This is a genomic window from Bartonella sp. AA16NXGY (genome assembly GCF_042197325.1).
Classification (GTDB): Bacteria; Pseudomonadota; Alphaproteobacteria; order Rhizobiales; family Rhizobiaceae; genus Bartonella.
On the sequence record NZ_JBHIRR010000007.1, the window covers coordinates 1 to 19,192 of the forward strand.

21 protein-coding genes, 2 tRNA genes and 3 pseudogenes are annotated in these 19,192 nt (G+C 39.3%); 16 read left to right on the forward strand and 10 right to left on the reverse strand.

What is annotated here, in order from left to right:
* From ACFINK_RS05310 to ACFINK_RS05335, 6 genes are all read right to left on the reverse strand, one after another.
* Nucleotides 1-1,481: DUF4815 domain-containing protein (locus ACFINK_RS05310; protein ID WP_375638381.1), on the reverse strand; the 1,481-nt coding region annotated here is incomplete at its 3' end.
* Between the two features lies 1 nt (nucleotide 1,482).
* A complete protein-coding gene (locus ACFINK_RS05315) occupies nucleotides 1,483-2,589 on the reverse strand; it encodes a phage tail protein (RefSeq protein WP_375638382.1) in 1,107 nt (368 codons plus the stop codon).
* Nucleotides 2,589-3,416, reverse strand: a complete 828-nt coding sequence (locus ACFINK_RS05320) for a baseplate J/gp47 family protein (RefSeq protein WP_375638383.1) — start codon at nucleotides 3,414-3,416, stop codon at nucleotides 2,589-2,591. Before ACFINK_RS05320 ends, ACFINK_RS05315 begins: the two co-directional genes overlap by 1 nt.
* The gene (locus ACFINK_RS05325) at nucleotides 3,413-3,754 is read right to left on the reverse strand and encodes a GPW/gp25 family protein (RefSeq protein ID WP_375612353.1); all 342 of its coding nucleotides are present in this window, start codon (nucleotides 3,752-3,754) and stop codon (nucleotides 3,413-3,415) included. The genes ACFINK_RS05320 and ACFINK_RS05325 overlap by 4 nt, the downstream gene beginning before the upstream one ends.
* Nucleotides 3,751-4,440, reverse strand: coding sequence for a phage baseplate assembly protein V (locus ACFINK_RS05330; protein ID WP_375638384.1), 690 nt, complete (start codon nucleotides 4,438-4,440; stop codon nucleotides 3,751-3,753). The genes ACFINK_RS05325 and ACFINK_RS05330 overlap by 4 nt, the downstream gene beginning before the upstream one ends.
* A complete protein-coding gene (locus tag ACFINK_RS05335; protein ID WP_375638385.1) occupies nucleotides 4,421-4,963 on the reverse strand; it encodes a hypothetical protein in 543 nt (180 codons plus the stop codon). Before ACFINK_RS05335 ends, ACFINK_RS05330 begins: the two co-directional genes overlap by 20 nt.
* 49 nt (nucleotides 4,964-5,012) lie before the next feature.
* Between ACFINK_RS05335 and ACFINK_RS05340 the strand changes: the two genes are divergently transcribed.
* Genes ACFINK_RS05340 through ACFINK_RS05350 form a run of 3 tightly spaced genes read left to right on the forward strand, consistent with a single transcriptional unit; the run spans nucleotide 5,013 to nucleotide 5,907 of the window.
* Nucleotides 5,013-5,285, forward strand: coding sequence for a toxin HicA (locus ACFINK_RS05340; RefSeq protein ID WP_375628353.1), 273 nt, complete (start codon nucleotides 5,013-5,015; stop codon nucleotides 5,283-5,285).
* Entirely contained in the window at nucleotides 5,275-5,592 is a 318-nt protein-coding gene (locus ACFINK_RS05345; RefSeq protein WP_004856761.1) for a type II toxin-antitoxin system HicB family antitoxin, read from the forward strand. The genes ACFINK_RS05340 and ACFINK_RS05345 overlap by 11 nt, the downstream gene beginning before the upstream one ends.
* Before the next feature lie 42 nt (nucleotides 5,593-5,634).
* The gene (locus ACFINK_RS05350; RefSeq protein WP_375631758.1) at nucleotides 5,635-5,907 is read left to right on the forward strand and encodes a CopG family antitoxin; all 273 of its coding nucleotides are present in this window, start codon (nucleotides 5,635-5,637) and stop codon (nucleotides 5,905-5,907) included.
* A 45-nt stretch (nucleotides 5,908-5,952) separates the two neighbouring features.
* Here the strand turns inward: ACFINK_RS05350 and ACFINK_RS05355 are convergent, their stop codons facing one another.
* From ACFINK_RS05355 to ACFINK_RS05365, 3 genes and pseudogenes are all read right to left on the reverse strand, one after another.
* Entirely contained in the window at nucleotides 5,953-6,231 is a 279-nt protein-coding gene (locus ACFINK_RS05355; protein ID WP_375638386.1) for a hypothetical protein, read from the reverse strand.
* Nucleotides 6,228-6,668 (reverse strand): annotated as a pseudogene (locus ACFINK_RS05360) (phage antirepressor KilAC domain-containing protein); the annotation flags it as partial. The gene ACFINK_RS05355 and the pseudogene ACFINK_RS05360, both read right to left, overlap by 4 nt.
* A gap of 706 nt (nucleotides 6,669-7,374) precedes the next feature.
* Nucleotides 7,375-8,097, reverse strand: a complete 723-nt coding sequence (locus ACFINK_RS05365) for an ATP-binding protein (RefSeq protein ID WP_375638387.1) — start codon at nucleotides 8,095-8,097, stop codon at nucleotides 7,375-7,377.
* 216 nt (nucleotides 8,098-8,313) lie between these two features.
* On the opposite strand from ACFINK_RS05365, the pseudogene ACFINK_RS05370 reads away from it, so the two are divergent.
* Nucleotides 8,314-8,716, forward strand: a pseudogene (locus ACFINK_RS05370) (helix-turn-helix domain-containing protein).
* A 99-nt stretch (nucleotides 8,717-8,815) separates the two neighbouring features.
* Here the strand turns inward: ACFINK_RS05370 and ACFINK_RS05375 are convergent.
* Nucleotides 8,816-8,891, reverse strand: a tRNA-Val gene (locus ACFINK_RS05375).
* 173 nt (nucleotides 8,892-9,064) lie between these two features.
* Here ACFINK_RS05375 and ACFINK_RS05380 point away from each other — a divergent pair.
* From ACFINK_RS05380 to nuoK, 12 genes and pseudogenes are all read left to right on the forward strand, one after another.
* Nucleotides 9,065-9,141 (forward strand) — tRNA-Asp (locus ACFINK_RS05380).
* Nucleotides 9,142-9,439: 298 nt separating this feature from the next.
* Nucleotides 9,440-9,805, forward strand: coding sequence for an NADH-quinone oxidoreductase subunit A (locus ACFINK_RS05385; protein WP_005773599.1), 366 nt, complete (start codon nucleotides 9,440-9,442; stop codon nucleotides 9,803-9,805).
* A complete protein-coding gene (locus ACFINK_RS05390; protein ID WP_375638388.1) occupies nucleotides 9,796-10,377 on the forward strand; it encodes a NuoB/complex I 20 kDa subunit family protein in 582 nt (193 codons plus the stop codon). The genes ACFINK_RS05385 and ACFINK_RS05390 overlap by 10 nt, the downstream gene beginning before the upstream one ends.
* Before the next feature lie 14 nt (nucleotides 10,378-10,391).
* Nucleotides 10,392-11,003 carry an NADH-quinone oxidoreductase subunit C gene (locus ACFINK_RS05395; protein ID WP_375613458.1) on the forward strand — a complete coding sequence of 204 codons (612 nt, stop codon included), beginning with the start codon at nucleotides 10,392-10,394 and terminating at the stop codon, nucleotides 11,001-11,003.
* Between the two features lie 121 nt (nucleotides 11,004-11,124).
* The gene (locus tag ACFINK_RS05400; protein ID WP_375613457.1) at nucleotides 11,125-12,315 is read left to right on the forward strand and encodes an NADH-quinone oxidoreductase subunit D; all 1,191 of its coding nucleotides are present in this window, start codon (nucleotides 11,125-11,127) and stop codon (nucleotides 12,313-12,315) included.
* Nucleotides 12,315-13,005, forward strand: a pseudogene (gene nuoE, locus ACFINK_RS05405) (NADH-quinone oxidoreductase subunit NuoE). The gene ACFINK_RS05400 and the pseudogene nuoE overlap by 1 nt, the downstream one beginning before the upstream one ends.
* 129 nt (nucleotides 13,006-13,134) lie before the next feature.
* Nucleotides 13,135-14,439, forward strand: coding sequence for an NADH-quinone oxidoreductase subunit NuoF (gene nuoF, locus ACFINK_RS05410; RefSeq protein ID WP_375613456.1), 1,305 nt, complete (start codon nucleotides 13,135-13,137; stop codon nucleotides 14,437-14,439).
* Between the two features lie 68 nt (nucleotides 14,440-14,507).
* On the forward strand, nucleotides 14,508-16,577 hold the full coding sequence (gene nuoG / locus ACFINK_RS05415) for an NADH-quinone oxidoreductase subunit NuoG (RefSeq protein WP_375613455.1): 2,070 nt from the start codon (nucleotides 14,508-14,510) through the stop codon (nucleotides 16,575-16,577).
* Nucleotides 16,578-16,598: 21 nt separating this feature from the next.
* On the forward strand, nucleotides 16,599-17,645 hold the full coding sequence (gene nuoH, locus ACFINK_RS05420) for an NADH-quinone oxidoreductase subunit NuoH (protein ID WP_375632259.1): 1,047 nt from the start codon (nucleotides 16,599-16,601) through the stop codon (nucleotides 17,643-17,645).
* A gap of 14 nt (nucleotides 17,646-17,659) precedes the next feature.
* Entirely contained in the window at nucleotides 17,660-18,151 is a 492-nt protein-coding gene (gene nuoI, locus ACFINK_RS05425; protein ID WP_273723184.1) for an NADH-quinone oxidoreductase subunit NuoI, read from the forward strand.
* A 94-nt stretch (nucleotides 18,152-18,245) separates the two neighbouring features.
* Entirely contained in the window at nucleotides 18,246-18,866 is a 621-nt protein-coding gene (locus ACFINK_RS05430; protein WP_375611880.1) for an NADH-quinone oxidoreductase subunit J, read from the forward strand.
* Nucleotides 18,867-18,880: 14 nt separating this feature from the next.
* Complete coding sequence (gene nuoK / locus ACFINK_RS05435) at nucleotides 18,881-19,189, forward strand: NADH-quinone oxidoreductase subunit NuoK (protein WP_273791275.1); 309 nt, start codon at nucleotides 18,881-18,883, stop codon at nucleotides 19,187-19,189.
* Nucleotides 19,190-19,192 lie beyond the last annotated feature (3 nt).

A 19,192-nucleotide genomic window follows, 5' to 3' on the forward strand; every position in this document is an offset into this window, starting at 1 on the left:
TAACTATCATCAAGAAAAGGGTCTGCAAACATGCCCTTTTTGGCAACAGGTTCTTTAGAGTCAACATTGCTTTTAATACGCTCTAATTGCATCAATCGATCAAGCGAAAGCACTCGTTGAAAATAGCGCCACATTTCATCATAGGGGGCAACACGGGTGCCATCATTAACCACAACCGGCGTTTCAAGCCAATTGTTGGTAATGGTTGCAAGGGACAACACATCATCAGGGACACTGGGTGCCATGGGATGATCTACTGAGATACCTTTGATGTAAACCACATTGCCCCCTGTGTTCAGTCCTATGCGGTCAATGCGGGGGAGTTTGTAAGTGTAACTGACGATAATATCACCACCTTGCGCCCCACCTGAGACAGTGATTTCCTGCGCTGTTACTTTATCAGCCGTGATTTTTGCGCGATAGCGGTAAGTCACCTTATAGCTGCTCCCTGCTAAAGGTTCGTCTCCCACCGGTGCCCAATCAATGGTGTCTCCTGTTTTTTTAAAATCTGTGCCTTCTTTAAATTCCTTGCTTCCTTGAACGATTTTGATAAACGCGGTGATGCTTTTATCAGGAACACCATCACGCCCAGCGGCAACGGCACCACGGGTGACGTTAACGGTTTTTTCTTTTGTCAACAAAAGAGACTGAATATCGGCAATAGGAAAATAATAGGGTTTAAAGGTGAAACTTGTTTTCCCTTTTGGGGGCGCAAAAATATGCGTTTCGCTAGGAACAACGCTTGTCGAAAAGTCCTCGAGTTCTTCATGACGCAAAGCCGCTAAGCGTTTGCGTTTAAAGCCATTGATATTGGCTTCTCCTTCTTGAATACTAAACACTTGGCAACCGTTATTGGCTCCCAATGCGCTCACACGGCAGCCACTCACGATATAATGCCCATGGGCGCGGTCGTACGTCGCAATAGCTTGCATGGCGGGTTCAAGCAGTGAGGGCGATTTTTGATCAATCAGAACACCATCTTGTAAAATATAAACCGGAAAGAAAGTGCCATTCTGCGCATCCTCTTTCAGTGCCCAAACAAGCTGTGCTGTTTCGCGTGCCGCTCCGGGCTCTCCTTCTGCTAAGGTACCAGGGACTTGCCCCAATAGCTCTGGATCATCTTCGTGTGTTATCCATTTTTTTTGCAGCTTCACACCAATTTCCAAGCGCCCAATCATGGCAACATTGTTGAGTACAGCTGGTGCAACGGGGAAAATATCGCCGGCAATATAAATCTTGCCATCCGTTAAAGTGACGGTCCTTGTGTCTTTGTTGACAAAAGCATCAGCCCGTTCAACGCGGTCTCCTTCTTTTGCCACAAGGCGCCCCAAGCGGTCATGCCGCCCCCTTATAATGGTTTGAACCTCATTGAGTTCACCACTTTGAATAAAGGGACGCGTGCCATAAAACACCACGCTTTGTTGTTCCTCTTTGCCGCGAGATCTGTCAATTGCAAAGGGTAAACCACTTTCATGCTTCATATTAAAACCTCAATAAAATCTTGAATTGTTCGCGAACATCGGCACGCAAAGAAATATTGATGGGTGTTTTGAGTATCTCGACACCACCATTCAGTTCATTGACGTCACACCAAAGCTTTCCAAGGGGGATATCTTGTTTGGGAATGCCGTGAACGAGAATAGAAACAAATGCTGCTTGTTTGCCATCAACATCGTGAAAATCTGTGCGGGCTGCAACAAGAAGCGCCGTGCCCATCGAGGAGGGCTGGAATCTGTTACCACAATGGCTATACACACCATCCAAAGCCTGTTCGACAGGCGCTACAGCATAGCATCTGCGATACCCAATCACGCTATTTTGGCTGTCTCTTAACACGAGATAAAGCGTGCGACCATGAAACCATTCTGCCATAAGCATATCGCGTTCATGTTTTTTGACCGAACACCACGGAAAATTTGCCAAATCCCAAGGATAATCAATTTGGTTCCAGCTTAACTCCTCGTCAAAGTCATCTATCCAATTACCAATAAGCCTGCCTTCTTCTCTTGTGAGCGTGTGATTGATCTCTGTTGTGCGCCCAAAGGAAAACAAAGTGCCCCCAGCTGTTAAGCGAACACCGCTTTCATACTCCAACATGCTGTCATCAAGGCGTGACATATTGCATTCAACAGCTTGCACATTATAACCATAGGTCCCACGGCGAAAATCAGAGCGCAAACTTTTGGAAAGATCTGTGATTGCTTCAATGGCTTCAAGGCTTTTGCGTTCAGGCAACTGATCAAAATCAAGTTGAAAGGAATTCCACCATGCCCGCCCCGTCCAAGCGGGTATAAAGCGTGCCGAAATCTCTAACCATCTCAACCCCATCTCTATTGCCGCAAGTGAGCCACGTATCCGCTGCCATTGAAGCCCTTGATCAATCAAATCATAGAGGTTTGGAACATAAGGTGTCAGTTCACCAAGCCCGTATTCTTCAATCAACCACGGCAAGAAACGGGGAGGGCGTGTGATCAGTTTTGCGCGTGAAATCCCCAAAACAGAACCATCAATATCTTGATGAAAATCGCAAGCATCAGCAAGGCGCTTTTCAAATTCCGTCGCGTTTGTGGGAAGGAGGGAGCCAACCATTAGCGCGCCCGCCCTTTAAAGTTTAAGGTGATTTTGCCAATCGATAAGATTTCTTCATCACAAACCATACTGTCTTGTGTTGGGGTAATGGCAATGACTTTCTGAACACCAGGGATCATCAGTTTTGAAATCCACCACGAGAGGCTTAATTCACGACCAATGGCTTGTTCTTGTCTCCACGCTGCTCTTAAATTTTCCTCCATTGTCGTGAGAATTTTCAAGGATGTTTCCGGTAACAGCCAAACATCTGCTTCTAAGTCCAGCACTTTTTTAACAGCAGCATGCACAATAATGGTATCATTGGTCATGATGATATTTTTTCTGTGAAGAGCTTGTGAAACTGTTTGTAAGAGATCTTCAGAGGCTGTTCCTTCTTCATTATTGCCAAAAACAGCAACATAGATGGTTGGGTCTTTGCCTTTACGATAAATAATCGCATCCTTCACACGGCTATCGGCTGTTAAGGCTATAAGCTTGTAATAGGGTTCTGTTCCACTTCCGTTTCCTCCACGGGCATGAAGCTGTATGCGTTCACGATATCTCTCGTCACTTTCCTCTTCCATGCGGGCAATACCATGCCAGTTTCCCAAAGCATCAAGAGATTCACCGGTTGCAAAGTCAAGAATGTTGTTGCGTGCTGCTTCGTTAATACGCTGCCTTAAAAGCAGTTCTCGATAGCTAAAAGCCTCAATGACTTTTACTGCCGGATCACTTTCCAAAAATGTATATTCGGGTAAAAGCTCTTTTAAATGGGTCAGAACAGCAGCGCGGATTTCCTCAAAAGAAAGTTCCGTGATGATTTCTGGTTTTGCAAGCACTCCATTCATTTTATCAATAATCCTTCCATGGTAATGGGCTTGCCTGATGGCAAATAAATGCCTTCAAAGGATAAAGAAACGTGTCCATTCTCACCCCTTTTAAAATCAATTTTTTTCAATTTAAAACGCGGTTCCCACTTGTCTAAAGCCTCAGCAACAGCAGCATAAAGAGCAACAGCAAAAGCATTATTAACCGGTGCATCAATGAGTTCAGCAACACGTGAACCATAATCACGCCGCATTACACGCGAACCAATCCGCGTTAACAAAATATCAAGGATTGATTGACGCAAATGATCAATGCCGGTTAATGGCTTTCCCGTTGTGCGGTCCATTCCACTGTTCAATTGGGACCTCCTGTCATAGAACCACCAGGGGAAACACCGCCATGAACATGTGTTGCTCCTACATTGGTGCCGTTATGTCTTAATCCACTTGAATGAATGGAAACATTATTTCCAGAATGAAGAGAGAGACTATCATTCGAATTCAGTGAAATGCTACTACCTGCCTTCAAAGAGATGTTGCCTTTTGCGTTTAAATTTATATCGCTTTCTGAAACAATCTTTATGCCTTCCGGTGCGGTAAGCTCTAGCTTGCCACCATCACCTTTTAGTGACACACCATCAGCAATCGTGAGAAGAAATTTTCCACCTGATTTGATATGAATTCCATAAGTATTTTGTTCATCATCATATTCAAGGCTGGTTCCATCAGGGTATATCGTTCGGTGAATGCTGCCCTTATCGGCTGCTTGATTAGCATCTGTATGAATGGAACCCACAATCATCCCTTGCGATAAATCCCCTGATGATGAAACAACAATTACTTGCTCTCCAATATCACGTCCTTCATAAGAACGTGTTTTACCGGCGCGGGCTTGTGTATCTGGAATCCAGTCACTGACAAGATTGCCACTTTTTATCCGATAGCGTGCGTTTTTATGGTCGACATGGCTAATCTTACCCACCACAACCATATTTGCCACACGTCTCTTTAGATCTGTGATTTCTTTATCGCGTCGCTCTAACATGTCCACCTTCAATTTTATGGTATTTGTCTTGGTTTCCCATACCTGTTTCTGGTTTAAAACCGACAAGGGGTTCAACAACTCTTTCGGTTGCATTTCCTTCATAAGGGCAGGGGATATTGGTGACGTAAGTCACGTCAAAGGTTAAAATTGCACCGTGGAGTGCTAGAGCGCCATTATCACCAAAGGCAAAAGCAATATTTTGCAGGCGGCATGTCTCAACGGTGTTGTTAAGATTGGGGTTGGCATGGAAAATCTCTTCAACTTCCCATGCTAATTGGTCAACAAAACGTGCGCCATCTTCACATGTTGCATAGCATTCAACATCTAGCGTTAAAACACGCCGCCTTAAGCCAAAATCATGTCCATCTTCAATGGTTTCATTTTGCGTTGAGATATTAATAGCTGGCATTGCTTCAATAAATAAATTGAAATCACGCATATTGAAAACATTGTCACCAGCTGCCGTCTTTGCTGCTTTGATCAACGCAACAAATGTTTCTCTTATCGTCTCACGGGGGTGCATGGGGGCTCCTGTTCAATTAAGTGCATAAAATGATTGACTAGGATTAATAATGATACTATTATCGGTTATGAGTAATAAAGTTGAAAAAATAATCAGCTTGATGAAAGCATCACCAAAGAACATTAAGTTTTCAGATTTGTTGGCTGTATGTGTCTATTTCTTTGGAGAACCACGGAACAATGGTACAAGTCATTTTGTTTTTAAAACCCCGTGGCTTGGTGACCCCCGTGTGAATATTCAAAAAGATTCTGGTAACAAAGCAAAAGCTTATCAAGTCAAACAAGTCTTACAAGCGATAGAAAGGATGAAACATGAACAATAATCATTATACATATCGTGTTTTGTGGTCGCAAGAAGATGAGGAATATGTCGGATTGTGTGCAGAATTCCCATCCCTTTCATGGTTAGATGCTCAAGCAGAGAAAGCTTTAAAAGGCATTATGGACCTTGTTTCAGAAGTTGTGGAGGACATGCAACATAATGGAGAAGAAGTTCCTGTGCCTTTGTCACATGGTAAATACAGTGGTAAGTTTCAATTAAGAATACCACCAGAACTCCATAGAAAACTTGCAATACAAGCCGCTGAAAATGGTGTGAGTTTAAACAGATACATTTCTTCTAAACTTTGAATCTTTTAAAATTCTATACACATCAAAAGAAATTTAATTTTTATGAAAACCTCTAAATTAAAACAAATGCCCGTTTTTAAGACGGATGAAGAAGCAGAAAACTTTGTTGATACTGCAGACCTTACAGATTATGACTTAACTGGTTTTAAACCCGTTCATTTTGAGTTTTTACCTAAAGAAGCGTCTATGAATATTCGCTTGCCTCAAGCGCTTATGAAGGCTTTAAAGGAAAAAGCTAAAAATCAAGCTATCCCTTATACACGCTATGTTAGGCATCTGATTGAACAGGATTTACGAAAAAGTCATCGGAATTAACCCCCTCCCATTTTAAGAACGGGAAGGGGAGTTCTATTTTTTAAATTAAGCAACCTTTTTAATGGGGCTCTCTAAATCTGTTTCGTAAGCTCGCAATAAAGGTAACATAACTGTAGGAAACTCTGAATCGCCAAAATCTGTTAGAACTGTTAAGATTTTAAGTATATTTGGCACCTCATCTTGAAGTTTGAAAATCAAAGCTTTTTCTACCAAACTCATGATGTTAATCAGAGCTGTACACTCTTTTTCATTAATATTTTCATCATTAGAAAACTGATATAAAGCTATCCATAAATCGCATAAGAAGTCGATACTGGTGTTCATTGTAAACCTCCATGGATTTGTTCTCTCAAACAAGCTAATCCTCTAGATGTGATTTTCGTTGAAGGCAGCACCTTTTCTGTACCATCCGGTCTTTGAATTGTAATAGCGGGACAATCCATGAATCCTTTCTTGATCTTGTCCTGATAAGGTAACAGAGGCGCCCCTGGAGCCCGTCGATACACCCAATCATGTTTACGCAAATAATCGGTCAAATCCTTTGGTCGTACTTCCAACATCTTTGCTGCTTCAATAAGACCAAACAAACCATCAGAACGCTTTAAACCTTCCAAAGCTTTTGCTTTTGGAGTCAATTCAGCAATGGTGTTATCCTTTTGCTCGATTTGGCTTTGTAGATGATTCAAAACACCAAGCAATGCCTCGGGTTTAGAGTAGTCAACTTGTGGTGTTGTTACTTGTTTCAAAAGCCGTTCGCATTTGTGAAGGACATTATAAACAAAAACACAATAAAGTCAATATGTTGTGTGAAATTATTTTATATGAATCCACTTAAGAATCCACACTTTTATGCATGATTCATTTGATCATTTTTTATATAAGATTGCCATGTATGAATAGACCATAAAAAGCAAATCATGATGTAAATGTTATAACGCATGTGTGCATTCAAATGAAATGAAAAGCAGATATCATTTATAACAGTTTATAAATTTTATGATACGTTTTTATCACAGCACAAATCACATTGTTTAAAAATTTAGTCGTTTGGAATTATCGATTATACGTTTAAAGAATGGTATGAGTTTTGCTCTTTTTTGAGCGAAACCTTAAAAAGGAATAATCGTTTGAAACTGTCATAAGCTTATAGGTTTAATTTATAAAGATTGCATAAAAGGATTAAGGATAAGATCACTTTTAAAACGCTTACTAAAAGTTAAAAAAACGATAAAGAGGTATTTTATATCTTATGAAATGAAAAGCCTTTTAATGAATAGATTGCAGACTAGTTTTTAAGAACGGAATTATTCGCTTCCACAAAAAAATGGAGGCGGCTAATACCACAGCAGTAAAATACTATTTTACCTTAGATATGGTACTAAAAAACGTTTTAAAAGTTACCATTTAAAAGTACAGAGCACAAATATAGAGCGATTAATTTGCAAAAAAGTTATGTTTAAAAGAAACTTATGAAAGCCTTTCTAAATACTGTTTAAACGTTTGAAACAGATGTTTATAACAGTTTCTAAAGCCTTGCGTATTGATTGTTCTTTTCTCTAAGCTTTCTACATCTTCTAAATTTTTTACATCCCTTAAGTTATTTACATTTTCTAAATTTTCTACATTATGTACATAAAAGTTAATTTGGATATTTTCATCTTTCTTTAAAAAAAGTAAAGGAAGAAGATGATAGTAAATTTCATTATGAACTAAGTTTATATCTAACACATTTTGTTTATAAGGCCCTTCAAAAGATAAATGTGTATTCCACCATTTATCTTTTTCGCCATTTTCTTTTTTAAAAGAATCTTGTGTAAACTGTGGGGTGAAATTCAGTGAAATTTGAGCATGATGTTCATCTTTGCTAAAACTAATGATTTTAACTTCTTCGAATATTTTCAAGTAAGTAATACGTCCAACCCCTTTACATCCTTCTTGAATTTTATAATCACTTTTATAAGAAGAGAAAGATTTGATATTCTCTTTTGTAAATCCATCTCCATTATCAAAAACACTTATAGAAAAAATTGGTTGATTCTCCCACAAATCTGCATTGCCATAAAGTTGGAATAAAATATCAATTTTTGTTGCATGAGCTTGTATAGAGTTAACGATAGATTCCTTAAGAACTGTAACGATATTCGTTTCTGAAGAAAGATCGCGGATTATAGCATTAAGATTGACAAGCATAAGTACACCAATATATTTTATTTATATATCTCGTTGTAATATTTAAATTTTATAATGATATTAAACACACTATTCCTGATGAAAAGTTAATAATTTCTCACCATAAGAGATATTGTATATGCTTGATAACGGTTTTTGTATAGAGGTATTGGACAAGATCTCCACACACTAAAAATAAAGACTAACCAAAATTTGAAAAACTTTATTAGAATCAGAATAAAATACTTATTCTTTCTAAAGGATTTTTCAAATGTTACCCCCTTTGGTAAAACTTTACGCAAACTTCGTATTGTTCGCTCAGAACGCCTCTATAGATATGGCTAAGAAATTAGACATATCTGTATCATTTTTATCTTCTGTAGAAATTGGCAAAAAATCTGTTCCTGTAGGACTGTAGGAAAAGATAATTGAACTCTATGATTTAGATCAAGAGAAGGCTTTACTCTTAAGAAAAGAAGCTTATGTTTGTCGCAAAAGTTTTACAATCAAGACTTCTGATCCGTTGAGGCATGAAGCTGTTGGTGAGTTTGTTAGAAATTTAGAGAATTTTTCACAACAAAACTTAGCAGAATTAAAAGACGTTCTTGAGAAAGTTTGCAAAAAAAGAGGCGTCCTATAGAGATAGGTTGAAAAATCCTATTCCCTTAACTTTATTAAGGCATCCCTCGCAGTAAAAAAGATATGAATTCCAAAAACTTAATAGGAATATAAAGCTATATGGTGGGCGATGAGAGACTCGAACTCCCGACATCCTCGGTGTAAACGAGGCGCTCTACCAGCTGAGCTAATCGCCCAATGCAATGATCAGCAATTGAATGGAGACTATTTAAGGAAGAATTTTTCTAAACGCAAGAATAAAGATGGGATTTGATAATTTTTTTTAAAAATGCATAATCCTTCTTGACATGAACGCATGAACCCCTTACACGACCGCTTGTACCAAATTAAATTGGTTCGAAAAAAATGCGCGGGTGTAGCTCAGTTGGTTAGAGTGCTGGCCTGTCACGCCGGAGGTCGCGGGTTCGAGCCCCGTCACTCGCGCCATTTCGTGATTCCTTATGAAATTTCCTTTTTAAAATATCCATATGCTATGAGTAATGTGGTGGAGTGTTTGATCGGGGAATAAATATGTTTTTTCTTTCTTTTTATATGGTTTATAAGAATAGGGCTTGCGTCTTTCTTTGCTCTGCGTTACCTATGCCGATAAGAAAAGTATCGCTCTGTATGCCTTAGAAGCAGTATGAATAGAGTTAATAGAGCGATTGTTAAATTTGTCTGTTTGGTCTCGCAATATTGAATCATTGTGTTAAACTCAGGCATTTCGTTACGATGGAAGAGGGTTATGGCTTATTTATTGAGCTCTTATTTGCCAGTCTTGATTTTCATTATTGTGTCAGCGGTTATTGCTGGAGTTTTGTTGATTACACCTTACATTGTAGCATATCGTTCCCCCGATCCTGAAAAATTATCGGCTTATGAATGTGGGTTTAATTCATTTAGTGATGCACGCATGAAGTTTGATATTCGTTTCTATTTGGTATCAATTTTATTTATTATTTTTGATCTTGAAGTTGCATTTCTTTTTCCTTGGGCTGTTTCATTCGAATCAATAGGTATGTTTGGCTTTTGGTCGATGATTGTGTTTTTAGCGATTTTGACTATTGGATTTATATATGAATGGAAAAAAGGAGCCCTTGAATGGAATTAAGATCTAATAATTCAACGATTGAGGCTCCAAAACCAAAAGGAATCATTGATCCAAATACTGGTGGGCTGATAGGATCTGACAATAAGTTTTTTCGTGATATCAATGCTGAATTATCAGATAAGGGTTTTTTAGTTACCTCGGCAGATGCTTTGATTACTTGGGCACGTACCGGTTCTTTAATGTGGATGAGTTTTGGTTTGGCTTGTTGTGCTATCGAAATGATGCAATGCTCAATGCCTCATTATGATAATGAGCGTTTTGGATATGCACCACGAGCTTCACCCCGCCAGTCAGATGTGATGGTGGTGGCAGGTACTCTGACAAATAAGATGGCTCCTGCTTTAAGAAAAGTGTACGATCAGATGCCAGAGCCACGTTATGTGATTTCTATGGGATCATGTGCAAACGGTGGGGGATATTATCATTATTCCTATTCAGTAGTGCGGGGATGTGATCGTATCGTGCCTGTCGATATATATGTCCCAGGGTGTCCACCTACAGCAGAGGCATTATTATACGGCATATTGTTGCTACAGAAAAAAATCCGTCGTACCGGATCCATAGAGCGATAGAGAGTTTTTTTGTCATGGTGGATGAAACATTGGTTGAGCTTGCTGCTTATTTGGAAAACAAATTAAAAAATAAGCTTGAAGAGACTGTTCTTGCTTTTGGTGAATTGACCATTGTGGCACGTCTTGATGCAATTATCGATGTCTTAATGTTTGTTCGTGATGATTCTCGCTGTCAATTTATTAATCTTACAGACATTAGTGGTGTGGATTATCCTTCTCGCGATAAGCGCTTTGATGTTTCTTACCAATTGTTATCTCCTCGTGAGAATTTACGCTTACGTGTAAAGGTTCGTACTGATGAAAATACTCCTGTTGCTTCAGCTTGTACGGTTTATCCTGGTGCAGAGTGGTATGAACGAGAAACGTATGATATGTATGGGATTTTATTTTCAGGACATCCGGATTTGAGACGGATTTTAACAGATTATGGGTTTGAAGGATATCCTTTACGCAAAGACTTTCCTGTGACAGGATTTGTTGAATGCCGTTATGATAATGAAGCAAAGAGGGTGATTTATGAGCCTGTTGTTTTGCGCCAAGAGATGCGTAATTTTGATTTTCTTTCTCCTTGGGAAGGAGGACAGTATACTTTGCCATGTGATGGGAAAGCAGATGAAAAAAAATAATATTGGTTTTGATAAGGCATTATATTAGGGTACTGTATTTCTTAAATAATTAAATATTTTTTAGCGTGATAGATTTTTTTGATATTTGATATGAAGTTTTTTAAAAAGCAAGGGGTTGATTGTGGCTGAGGTCAATGTTCGAAACTTTAATATCAATTTTGGTCCGCAGCATCCTGCCGCGCATGGGGTTTTGCGCATGGTTCTGGAGCTGGACGGTGAAGTTGTTGAGCGTGTAGATCCACATATTGGGTTGTTGCATCGCGGTACTGAAAAATTAATGGAAACAAAGACTTATCTCCAAGCTGGTCCTTATCTAGATCGTTTGGATTATGTTGCTCCTATGAATCAGGAACATGCTTTTGTTCTTGCTATTGAAAAGTTATTAGATATAAAAGTTCCTAAAAGAGGGCAATTAATACGTGTTTTGTTTTCTGAAATTGGGCGTATTCTTAATCATTTGCTTAATGTAACGACACAGGCAATGGATGTTGGTGCTTTAACACCACCGCTTTGGGGATTTGAGCAACGTGAAAGATTGATGATTTTTTATGAGCGTGCCTGTGGTGCTCGTCTTCATGCAAATTATTTTCGTCCTGGTGGCGTGCATCAAGATTTACCAGAATCTTTAGTTGAGGATATTGGTGATTTTATTGATCCATTTCTTGTTTCTCTCGGAAAACTTGACGCGCTTGTGACCCCAAATCGGATTTTTAAGCAGCGTAATGTGGATATTGGCGTTGTAAGTATTGATGAAGCTTGGGCACGCGGTTTTTCTGGGGTTATGATTCGTGGAGCTGGTGTTCCATGGGATTTGCGTAAAAGTCAGCCTTATGAATGTTACGATGAAATGGAATTCGATATTCCTATAGGTAAAAATAGCGATTGTTATGATCGCTATCTTATTCGTATGGAAGAAATGCGTCAATCAGCGAAAATTATGCGCCAATGTGTGGAACGTTTACTGAGTACTGAAAAAAATGGACCAGTTTCGAGCTTGGATCGCAAAATTGTACCACCGACGCGGAGTGAAATGAAAAGCTCGATGGAAGCACTTATTCATCACTTTAAACTCTATACGGAAGGTTTTCATACACCTCCTGGAGAAGTATATGTTGCTGTGGAAGCTCCGAAGGGTGAGTTTGGTGTTTATCTTGTTTCTGATGGAACCAATAAGCCTTATCGTGTCAAGTTGCGTGCTCCTGGGTTTGCTCATCTCCAAGCTATGGATTTTTTAACCAGAGGTCATATGTTAGCAGATGCTACAGCTATTTTGGGTTCGATTGATATTGTTTTTGGGGAGGTTGATCGCTAATGTCCGTACGCCGTCTTGCAGATGATGTTTATCAGCCCGCTGAGTTTTCTTTTACAAAAGAAAATCAGATATGGGTAAAAAATACCATAAAAAAATATCCTGCAGGGCGTCAGCAGTCTGCTGTAATTCCATTATTAATGCGTGCTCAAGAGCAAGATGGTTGGGTGACACGTGCTGCGATTGAGCATATTGCTCAGATTCTTTCCATGGCTTATATCCGTGTCTTAGAAGTTGCTACTTTTTATACTCAGTTTCAGCTTAAGCCTGTTGGAACAAAAGCGCATATTCAAGTTTGTGGTACAACGCCTTGTATGTTACGTGGTTCTGATGAATTGATTAAAGTTTGTCAGAAAAAAATTCATCATGAACCTTTTGCGACCAATCAGGATGGAACCTTATCATGGGAAGAGGTGGAGTGTCTTGGTGCTTGTGTGAATGCTCCGATGGTTATGATTTTTAAAGATACTTATGAAGATCTTACAGCTGAACGCCTTGAAGAAATTATTGATGCATTTGAAGCAGGTAAGGGTTCTGAGATAGAGGTTGGTCCGCAAAATAGTCGTAAATCGTCGGAACCGATTAGTGGTTTAACTTCTCTTATTGATGATGAGAAAGAAAAAAAGATCTCTCAAGTCTTCACCAAAAAAGGATAAGGAAAGAATGGGGAACATAATTAAGTATTTTTCTTGAGAAAATATTTTATTATTCTACCCATGATGGCAACATTTAACGAAAAGTAAGAAATCTTGAAAAGATATTTAAAAATTGCATTTGAGGAAAAGCGGAAAATGCTATGGGTGATAGAAAAAAAGGTGGGGTATGCTAGCTGATAAAGATCGTATCTTCACCAATATTTATGGTTTAAAAGACAAATCATTAAAGGCTGCGATGTTGCGTGGGCATTGGAATGGTCTGAAAGAAATGATTGACAAAGGTCGTGATTGGATCATTGATGAAGTGAAGGCATCGGGTTTACGCGGTCGTGGTGGTGCTGGTTTTCCTACTGGAATGAAGTGGTCCTTTATGCCAAAGCAGAATGATGGACGTCCTCATTATTTGGTTGTCAATGCCGATGAATCTGAACCTGGAACTTGTAAAGACCGTGATATTTTACGTCATGACCCCCACACTTTGATTGAAGGATGTGCAATCGCTACTTTTGCTATGGGAGCCAATGTTGCTTTTATTTATATTCGTGGTGAATATATTCGTGAACGTGAAGCGCTTCAAGCTGCGGTTGATGAATGCTATGATGCGGGTTTACTTGGCAAAAAAACGAAATATGGGCATGCTTGTGATATTGTTATTCATCATGGAGCGGGTGCTTATATTTGTGGTGAAGAAACAGCTCTTCTTGAAAGTCTTGAGGGAAAAAAGGGACAACCTCGGCTTAAACCACCATTTCCTGCCAATATGGGGATTTATGGCTGTCCAACAACAGTAAATAATGTAGAGTCTATTGCCGTTGTTCCAACGATTTTGCGGCGGGGTGCTTCGTGGTTTTCATCAATCGGACGAGCAAATAATGTTGGAACGAAATTATTTATGGTTTCAGGGCATGTTAATGCACCTTGTACATTTGAAGACGCTCTTGGTGTTTCATTCCGTGAATTAATTGAAAAACATACGGGTGGTGTTCGTGGTGGATGGAATAATCTTTTAGCAGTTATTCCAGGGGGGGCTTCTTGTCCAGTCGTTCGTGGTGAGGATATGATCGATGCGATCATGGATTTTGATGGGATGCGAGATGTCGGGTCTTCTTTTGGCACAGGGGGAATGATTGTTATGGATAAATCAACCGATATTATCAAGGCAATTTGGCGTATAGCTGCTTTTTTCAAGCACGAGAGTTGTGGTCAGTGTACACCGTGTCGTGAGGGGACGGGATGGATGATGCGTCTTTTAGGGCGTATGGTTGAGGGAAGAGCGCAAAAACGCGAGATTGATCTTTTGTTTGAAGTGTCTAAACAGGTTGAAGGACACACTATTTGTGCGCTTGGTGATGCTGCCGCATGGCCTGTACAGGGGTTGATACGTAATTTTCGTCCAGAAATCGAGCGTAGAATTGATGAATACACGCGAAATGTAGTCCAAAGCAAAAATATTGCTTTAGAAGCGGTTTAATAAAGGATTTTGTTTTAAGAACGACCGAATGCAAATTGTAAGTGGGTTATCCGCAGGTTGGATGGGTGATGATAAATATCAAAGTTGATGGCAAAGAGATTGAAGTTCCTGATTACTACACGTTGCTTCAGGCTGCTGAGGCGGCTGGGGCAGAAATTCCACGTTTTTGTTTTCATGAATCTTTGTCAATTGCTGGAAATTGTCGTATGTGTTTAGTTGAGGTTAAGGGTGGTCCACCAAAACCTCAGGCTTCTTGTGCTATGGGGGTTCGTGATTTACGATTAGGGCCTAACGGTGAGGCACCTGAGATTTTTACCAATACACCGATGGTAAAAAAAGCACGTGAAGGTGTTATGGAATTTCTTCTCATTAATCATCCTTTGGATTGTCCAGTGTGTGATCAAGGGGGAGAGTGTGATCTTCAAGATCAAGCAATGCTTTATGGACGAGATTGTTCTCGTTATACAGAAAATAAACGTGCTGTAGAAGATAAATATATTGGACCTCTTGTCAAAACTGTTATGACACGGTGTATTCATTGTACACGGTGTGTTCGTTTTACAACGGAAGTTGCAGGTATTTCTGAGCTTGGTTTGATCGGTCGTGGTGAAGATGCTGAAATTACGACGTATCTTGAAAAAGCTATGACATCTGAATTACAGGGAAATGTTATTGATCTTTGTCCAGTGGGAGCTCTAACTTCAAAACCTTATGCGTTTCATGCCCGTCCGTGGGAATTGGTAAAAACGGAATCGATTGATGTGATGGATGCGCTTGGTAGTGCTATCCGTATTGATAGCCGCGGCCGTGAAGTTATGCGGATTATGCCGCGTACGAATGAAGATGTAAATGAGGAATGGATCTCTGATAAAACGCGTTTTATTTGGGATGGATTACGGACTCAGCGGCTTGATAAGCCATATGTACGCAAAGATGGAAAGCTTCAACCTGTCAGTTGGACAGAAGCTTTTGCAAAAATTAAAATGGTAATCTCTAAAATTTTTCCAGAAAAAATTGGAGCCATTGCGGGGGATCTTGCTTCTGTTGAAGAAATGTATGCCCTTAAAGCATTATTGAGTTCTTTGGGCTCAACGCTTTTTGATTGTCGTCAAAGAGGGGGGGCTTTATCGCCAGAGTTTGGGCGCTCGAGTTATATTTTTAATCCTACAATTGTAGGTATTGAACAGGCTGATGCACTGCTTATTGTGGGATCTAATCCACGTCATGAAGCAGCTGTTTTAAATGCGCGTATTTTAAAGCGCCAACGGATGGGCAATTTTCCTATTGCATTAATTGGAGAGAAAGTCGATTTACGTTATCCTTATTCTTACCTTGGATCTGGGAGTGATACATTAACGACACTTATTCGTGGAGAGGATGTTTTTTTTAATGTCTTAAAAGAAGCGAAGAGGCCCCTTATTCTTATCGGAGAGGGAGCGGTTTCAGGAAGTGAAGGTTTATCTGTTTTAAAAAGTCTTGCTAAATTAGCTGATAATATAGGTGCTCTTAGTGAGACATGGAATGGGTTTGGGGTTCTTCATAATGCAGCTTCGATTGTTGGAGGGTTGGACATAGGCTTTACTTCTAAGCTTGGGGTTGCAAATATACTTAAAACCTGTGAAGTTCTATTTTTGCTTGGTGCTGATGAAGTAGAATTAGCCAATACAAAAGCTTTTACAGTTTATATTGGGAGCCATGGTGATAATGGTGCACATGCTGCTGACGTTATTTTGCCTGCATCTGCTTACACTGAAAAATCAGGGCTTTATGTGAATACAGAAGGACGTGTTCAAATGACAAATCGGGCTGGTTTTGCTCCAGGTGAAGCAAAAGAAGATTGGGCTATTTTGCGTGCTTTATCGGATATTTTAGGACAAAAGCTCCCTTTTGATTCTCTTTCTCAATTAAGGCAATGCTTGTTTAATGATTATCCACACCTTTGTGCTGTTGATGATATAGTGCCTTCTGATATAAGTGGTCTTAAGGCGCTTGGTTCAAAAATGGTTTCTCTCGAGAGTCAAGCATTTACTTCTATGGTTAAAGATTTTTATTTAACAAATCCGATAGCACGTGCTTCTGCTGTTATGGCTGAATGTTCATCTCTTGCAAAAAACCGTGCTACACAAACAGTAAAGTAAGGCAAAGGAAAAGGAATAATGATGTATGATTTCTTTATGACTTGGCTGTTGCCATTACTCATTATAATCGGAAAAACACTTCTTCTTTTGGTCGTTCTTTTGGTCTTAGTTGCTTATCTTCTTTATGCAGATAGAAAAATTTGGGCAGCGGTACAATTGCGTCGTGGACCAAACGTTGTTGGACCATGGGGTTTGTTACAGTCTTTTGCAGATTTAATTAAATTTGTTGTTAAGGAGCCTATTATCCCTGCAGGTGCAAATAAGGGTGTTTTTCTTTTGGCTCCTTTTGTTTCAGCGACACTTGCTTTATCAACTTGGGCTGTTATTCCTGTCAATGAGGGTTGGGAGATTGCAAAGATTAATGTTGGCTTGCTTTATATTTTAGCCATTTCATCTCTTGAAGTTTATGGTGTTATTATGGGGGGATGGGCATCAAATTCAAAATATCCTTTCTTAGGAGCTCTTCGTTCGGCGGCACAAATGGTTTCTTATGAAGTTTCCATTGGTTTTGTGCTTGTGACTGTCATTTTAATAAGTGGTTCGTTAGATCTCACAACAATTGTTTTTAAACAAACGCACGGGCTTGGTACAACTCTTGGTCTTCCTTTTAACAGTTTTCTCGATTGGAATTGGTTGGTCCTTTTTCCAATGTTTATTATATTTTTTATTTCTGCGCTTGCAGAGACAAATCGTCCTCCATTCGATTTGGTGGAAGCAGAATCCGAACTTGTTGCTGGTCATATGGTAGAATATTCTTCAACGCCTTACATGCTCTTCTTTCTAGGTGAATATGTTGCGATTGTTTTAATGTGCGCATTAACAACCATTCTATTTTTAGGCGGTTGGCTGCCTCCCTTAGATGTTTGGTGGCTTAATTGGGTTCCTGGTATCATTTGGTTTGTTTTAAAAGTCTGTTTTGTATTTTTTTGGTTTGCTATGGTTAAAGCATTTGTTCCACGTTATCGCTATGATCAGCTCATGCGGCTTGGTTGGAAGGTTTTTCTTCCTCTCTCACTAGCAATGGTTGTGATAACTGCTGCTTTTTTAAAGTTTACGGATTTCGTTTAAGAGGAGATTTTACGATGTCAGGTTTTATTCAGGCGGCAAAGTCACTTCTTCTATTGGAATTTGTGAGTGCTTTTTTCTTAGCTATGCGTCAATTTTTTTCACCAAAACCCACGATTAATTATCCTTATGAAAAAGGTTTTGTATCTCAGCGTTTTCGTGGTGAGCATGCATTGCGTCGCTATCCAAATGGTGAAGAACGGTGTATTGCTTGTAAATTATGTGAAGCGATTTGTCCTGCTCAAGCGATTACAATTGAAGCTGGTCCACGGCGCAATGATGGTACACGTAGAACTGTCCGTTATGATATAGACATGGTTAAATGTATCTACTGTGGTTTTTGTCAAGAAGCCTGTCCGGTTGAGGCTATTGTCGAAGGTCCAAATTTTGAGTTTGCGACGGAAACACGTGAAGAACTTTATTATGATAAAGAAAAACTTTTATTGAATGGAGATCGCTGGGAGCGAGAAATTGCTCGAAATATATTGATGGATGCGCCTTATCGTTAAGTGTATCGTTAAATGAGGTGTCGGATATTTTTCCGATAAATTGTAATCTGGTATGAAGTTTATACCAATTGTTTGAATAATTAAGGAGAAGCCTATGCTAACAGATCTAGCGGCGGCATTTTTCTATTTGTTTGCTTTTATTATGCTAACAAGTGCAGTTATTGTTATTACAGCACGCAATCCAGTGCATTCTGTTTTGTTTTTAATCCTCGCATTTTTTAATGCAGCAGCTTTGTTTTTACTTGCAGGAGCAGAGTTTTTAGGGCTTATTCTGCTTGTTGTGTATGTTGGAGCTGTCGCTGTTTTATTTTTATTTGTCGTTATGATGCTTGACGTTGATTTTGCTGAGTTAAAGAGTGGAACTCTTCGGTATGCTCCTATTGGAGCTCTTATTGGTGTTATTATCGCTGTAGAATTGATTGTTGTTTTTATGAGTAGCTATTTTTCTCCAGTCTTGAGAACGCATGTTACGCAACCAATGCCAGATTTAGCGCAGCGAACAAATACACAAGCATTAGGTGATATTCTCTATACGGATTATGTTTTCTATTTTCAAATTGCTGGAATGATTTTATTGGTTGCAATGATTGGAGCTATTGTTTTAACACTTCGTCATAAATTAGGAGTAAAGCGGCAATCTATTGCGGAGCAAGTTTCTAGAACGGTAGAAAGTGCCATTGAAATCAAACAAGTTGAATCAGGCAAAGGTATGTAAGGGGGGCTATGCAGATGTATATTGATATTACACATTATCTCACTGTTTCTGCTTTGATGTTTACAATTGGTATTGCTGGAATTTTTCTCAACAGAAAAAATGTGATTATTATCTTGATGTCCATTGAGCTTATATTGCTTTCAGTTAATCTCAATTTTGTTGCATTTTCAGCATTTCTTCATGATCTCGTTGGTCAGGTATTCGCTTTATTTGTCTTAACCGTAGCAGCTGCTGAAGCTGCCATTGGTTTAGCAATTCTGGTCGTTTTTTTCCGTAATCGTGGTTCCATTGCGGTTGAAGATGTTAATGTAATGAAAGGCTAACCA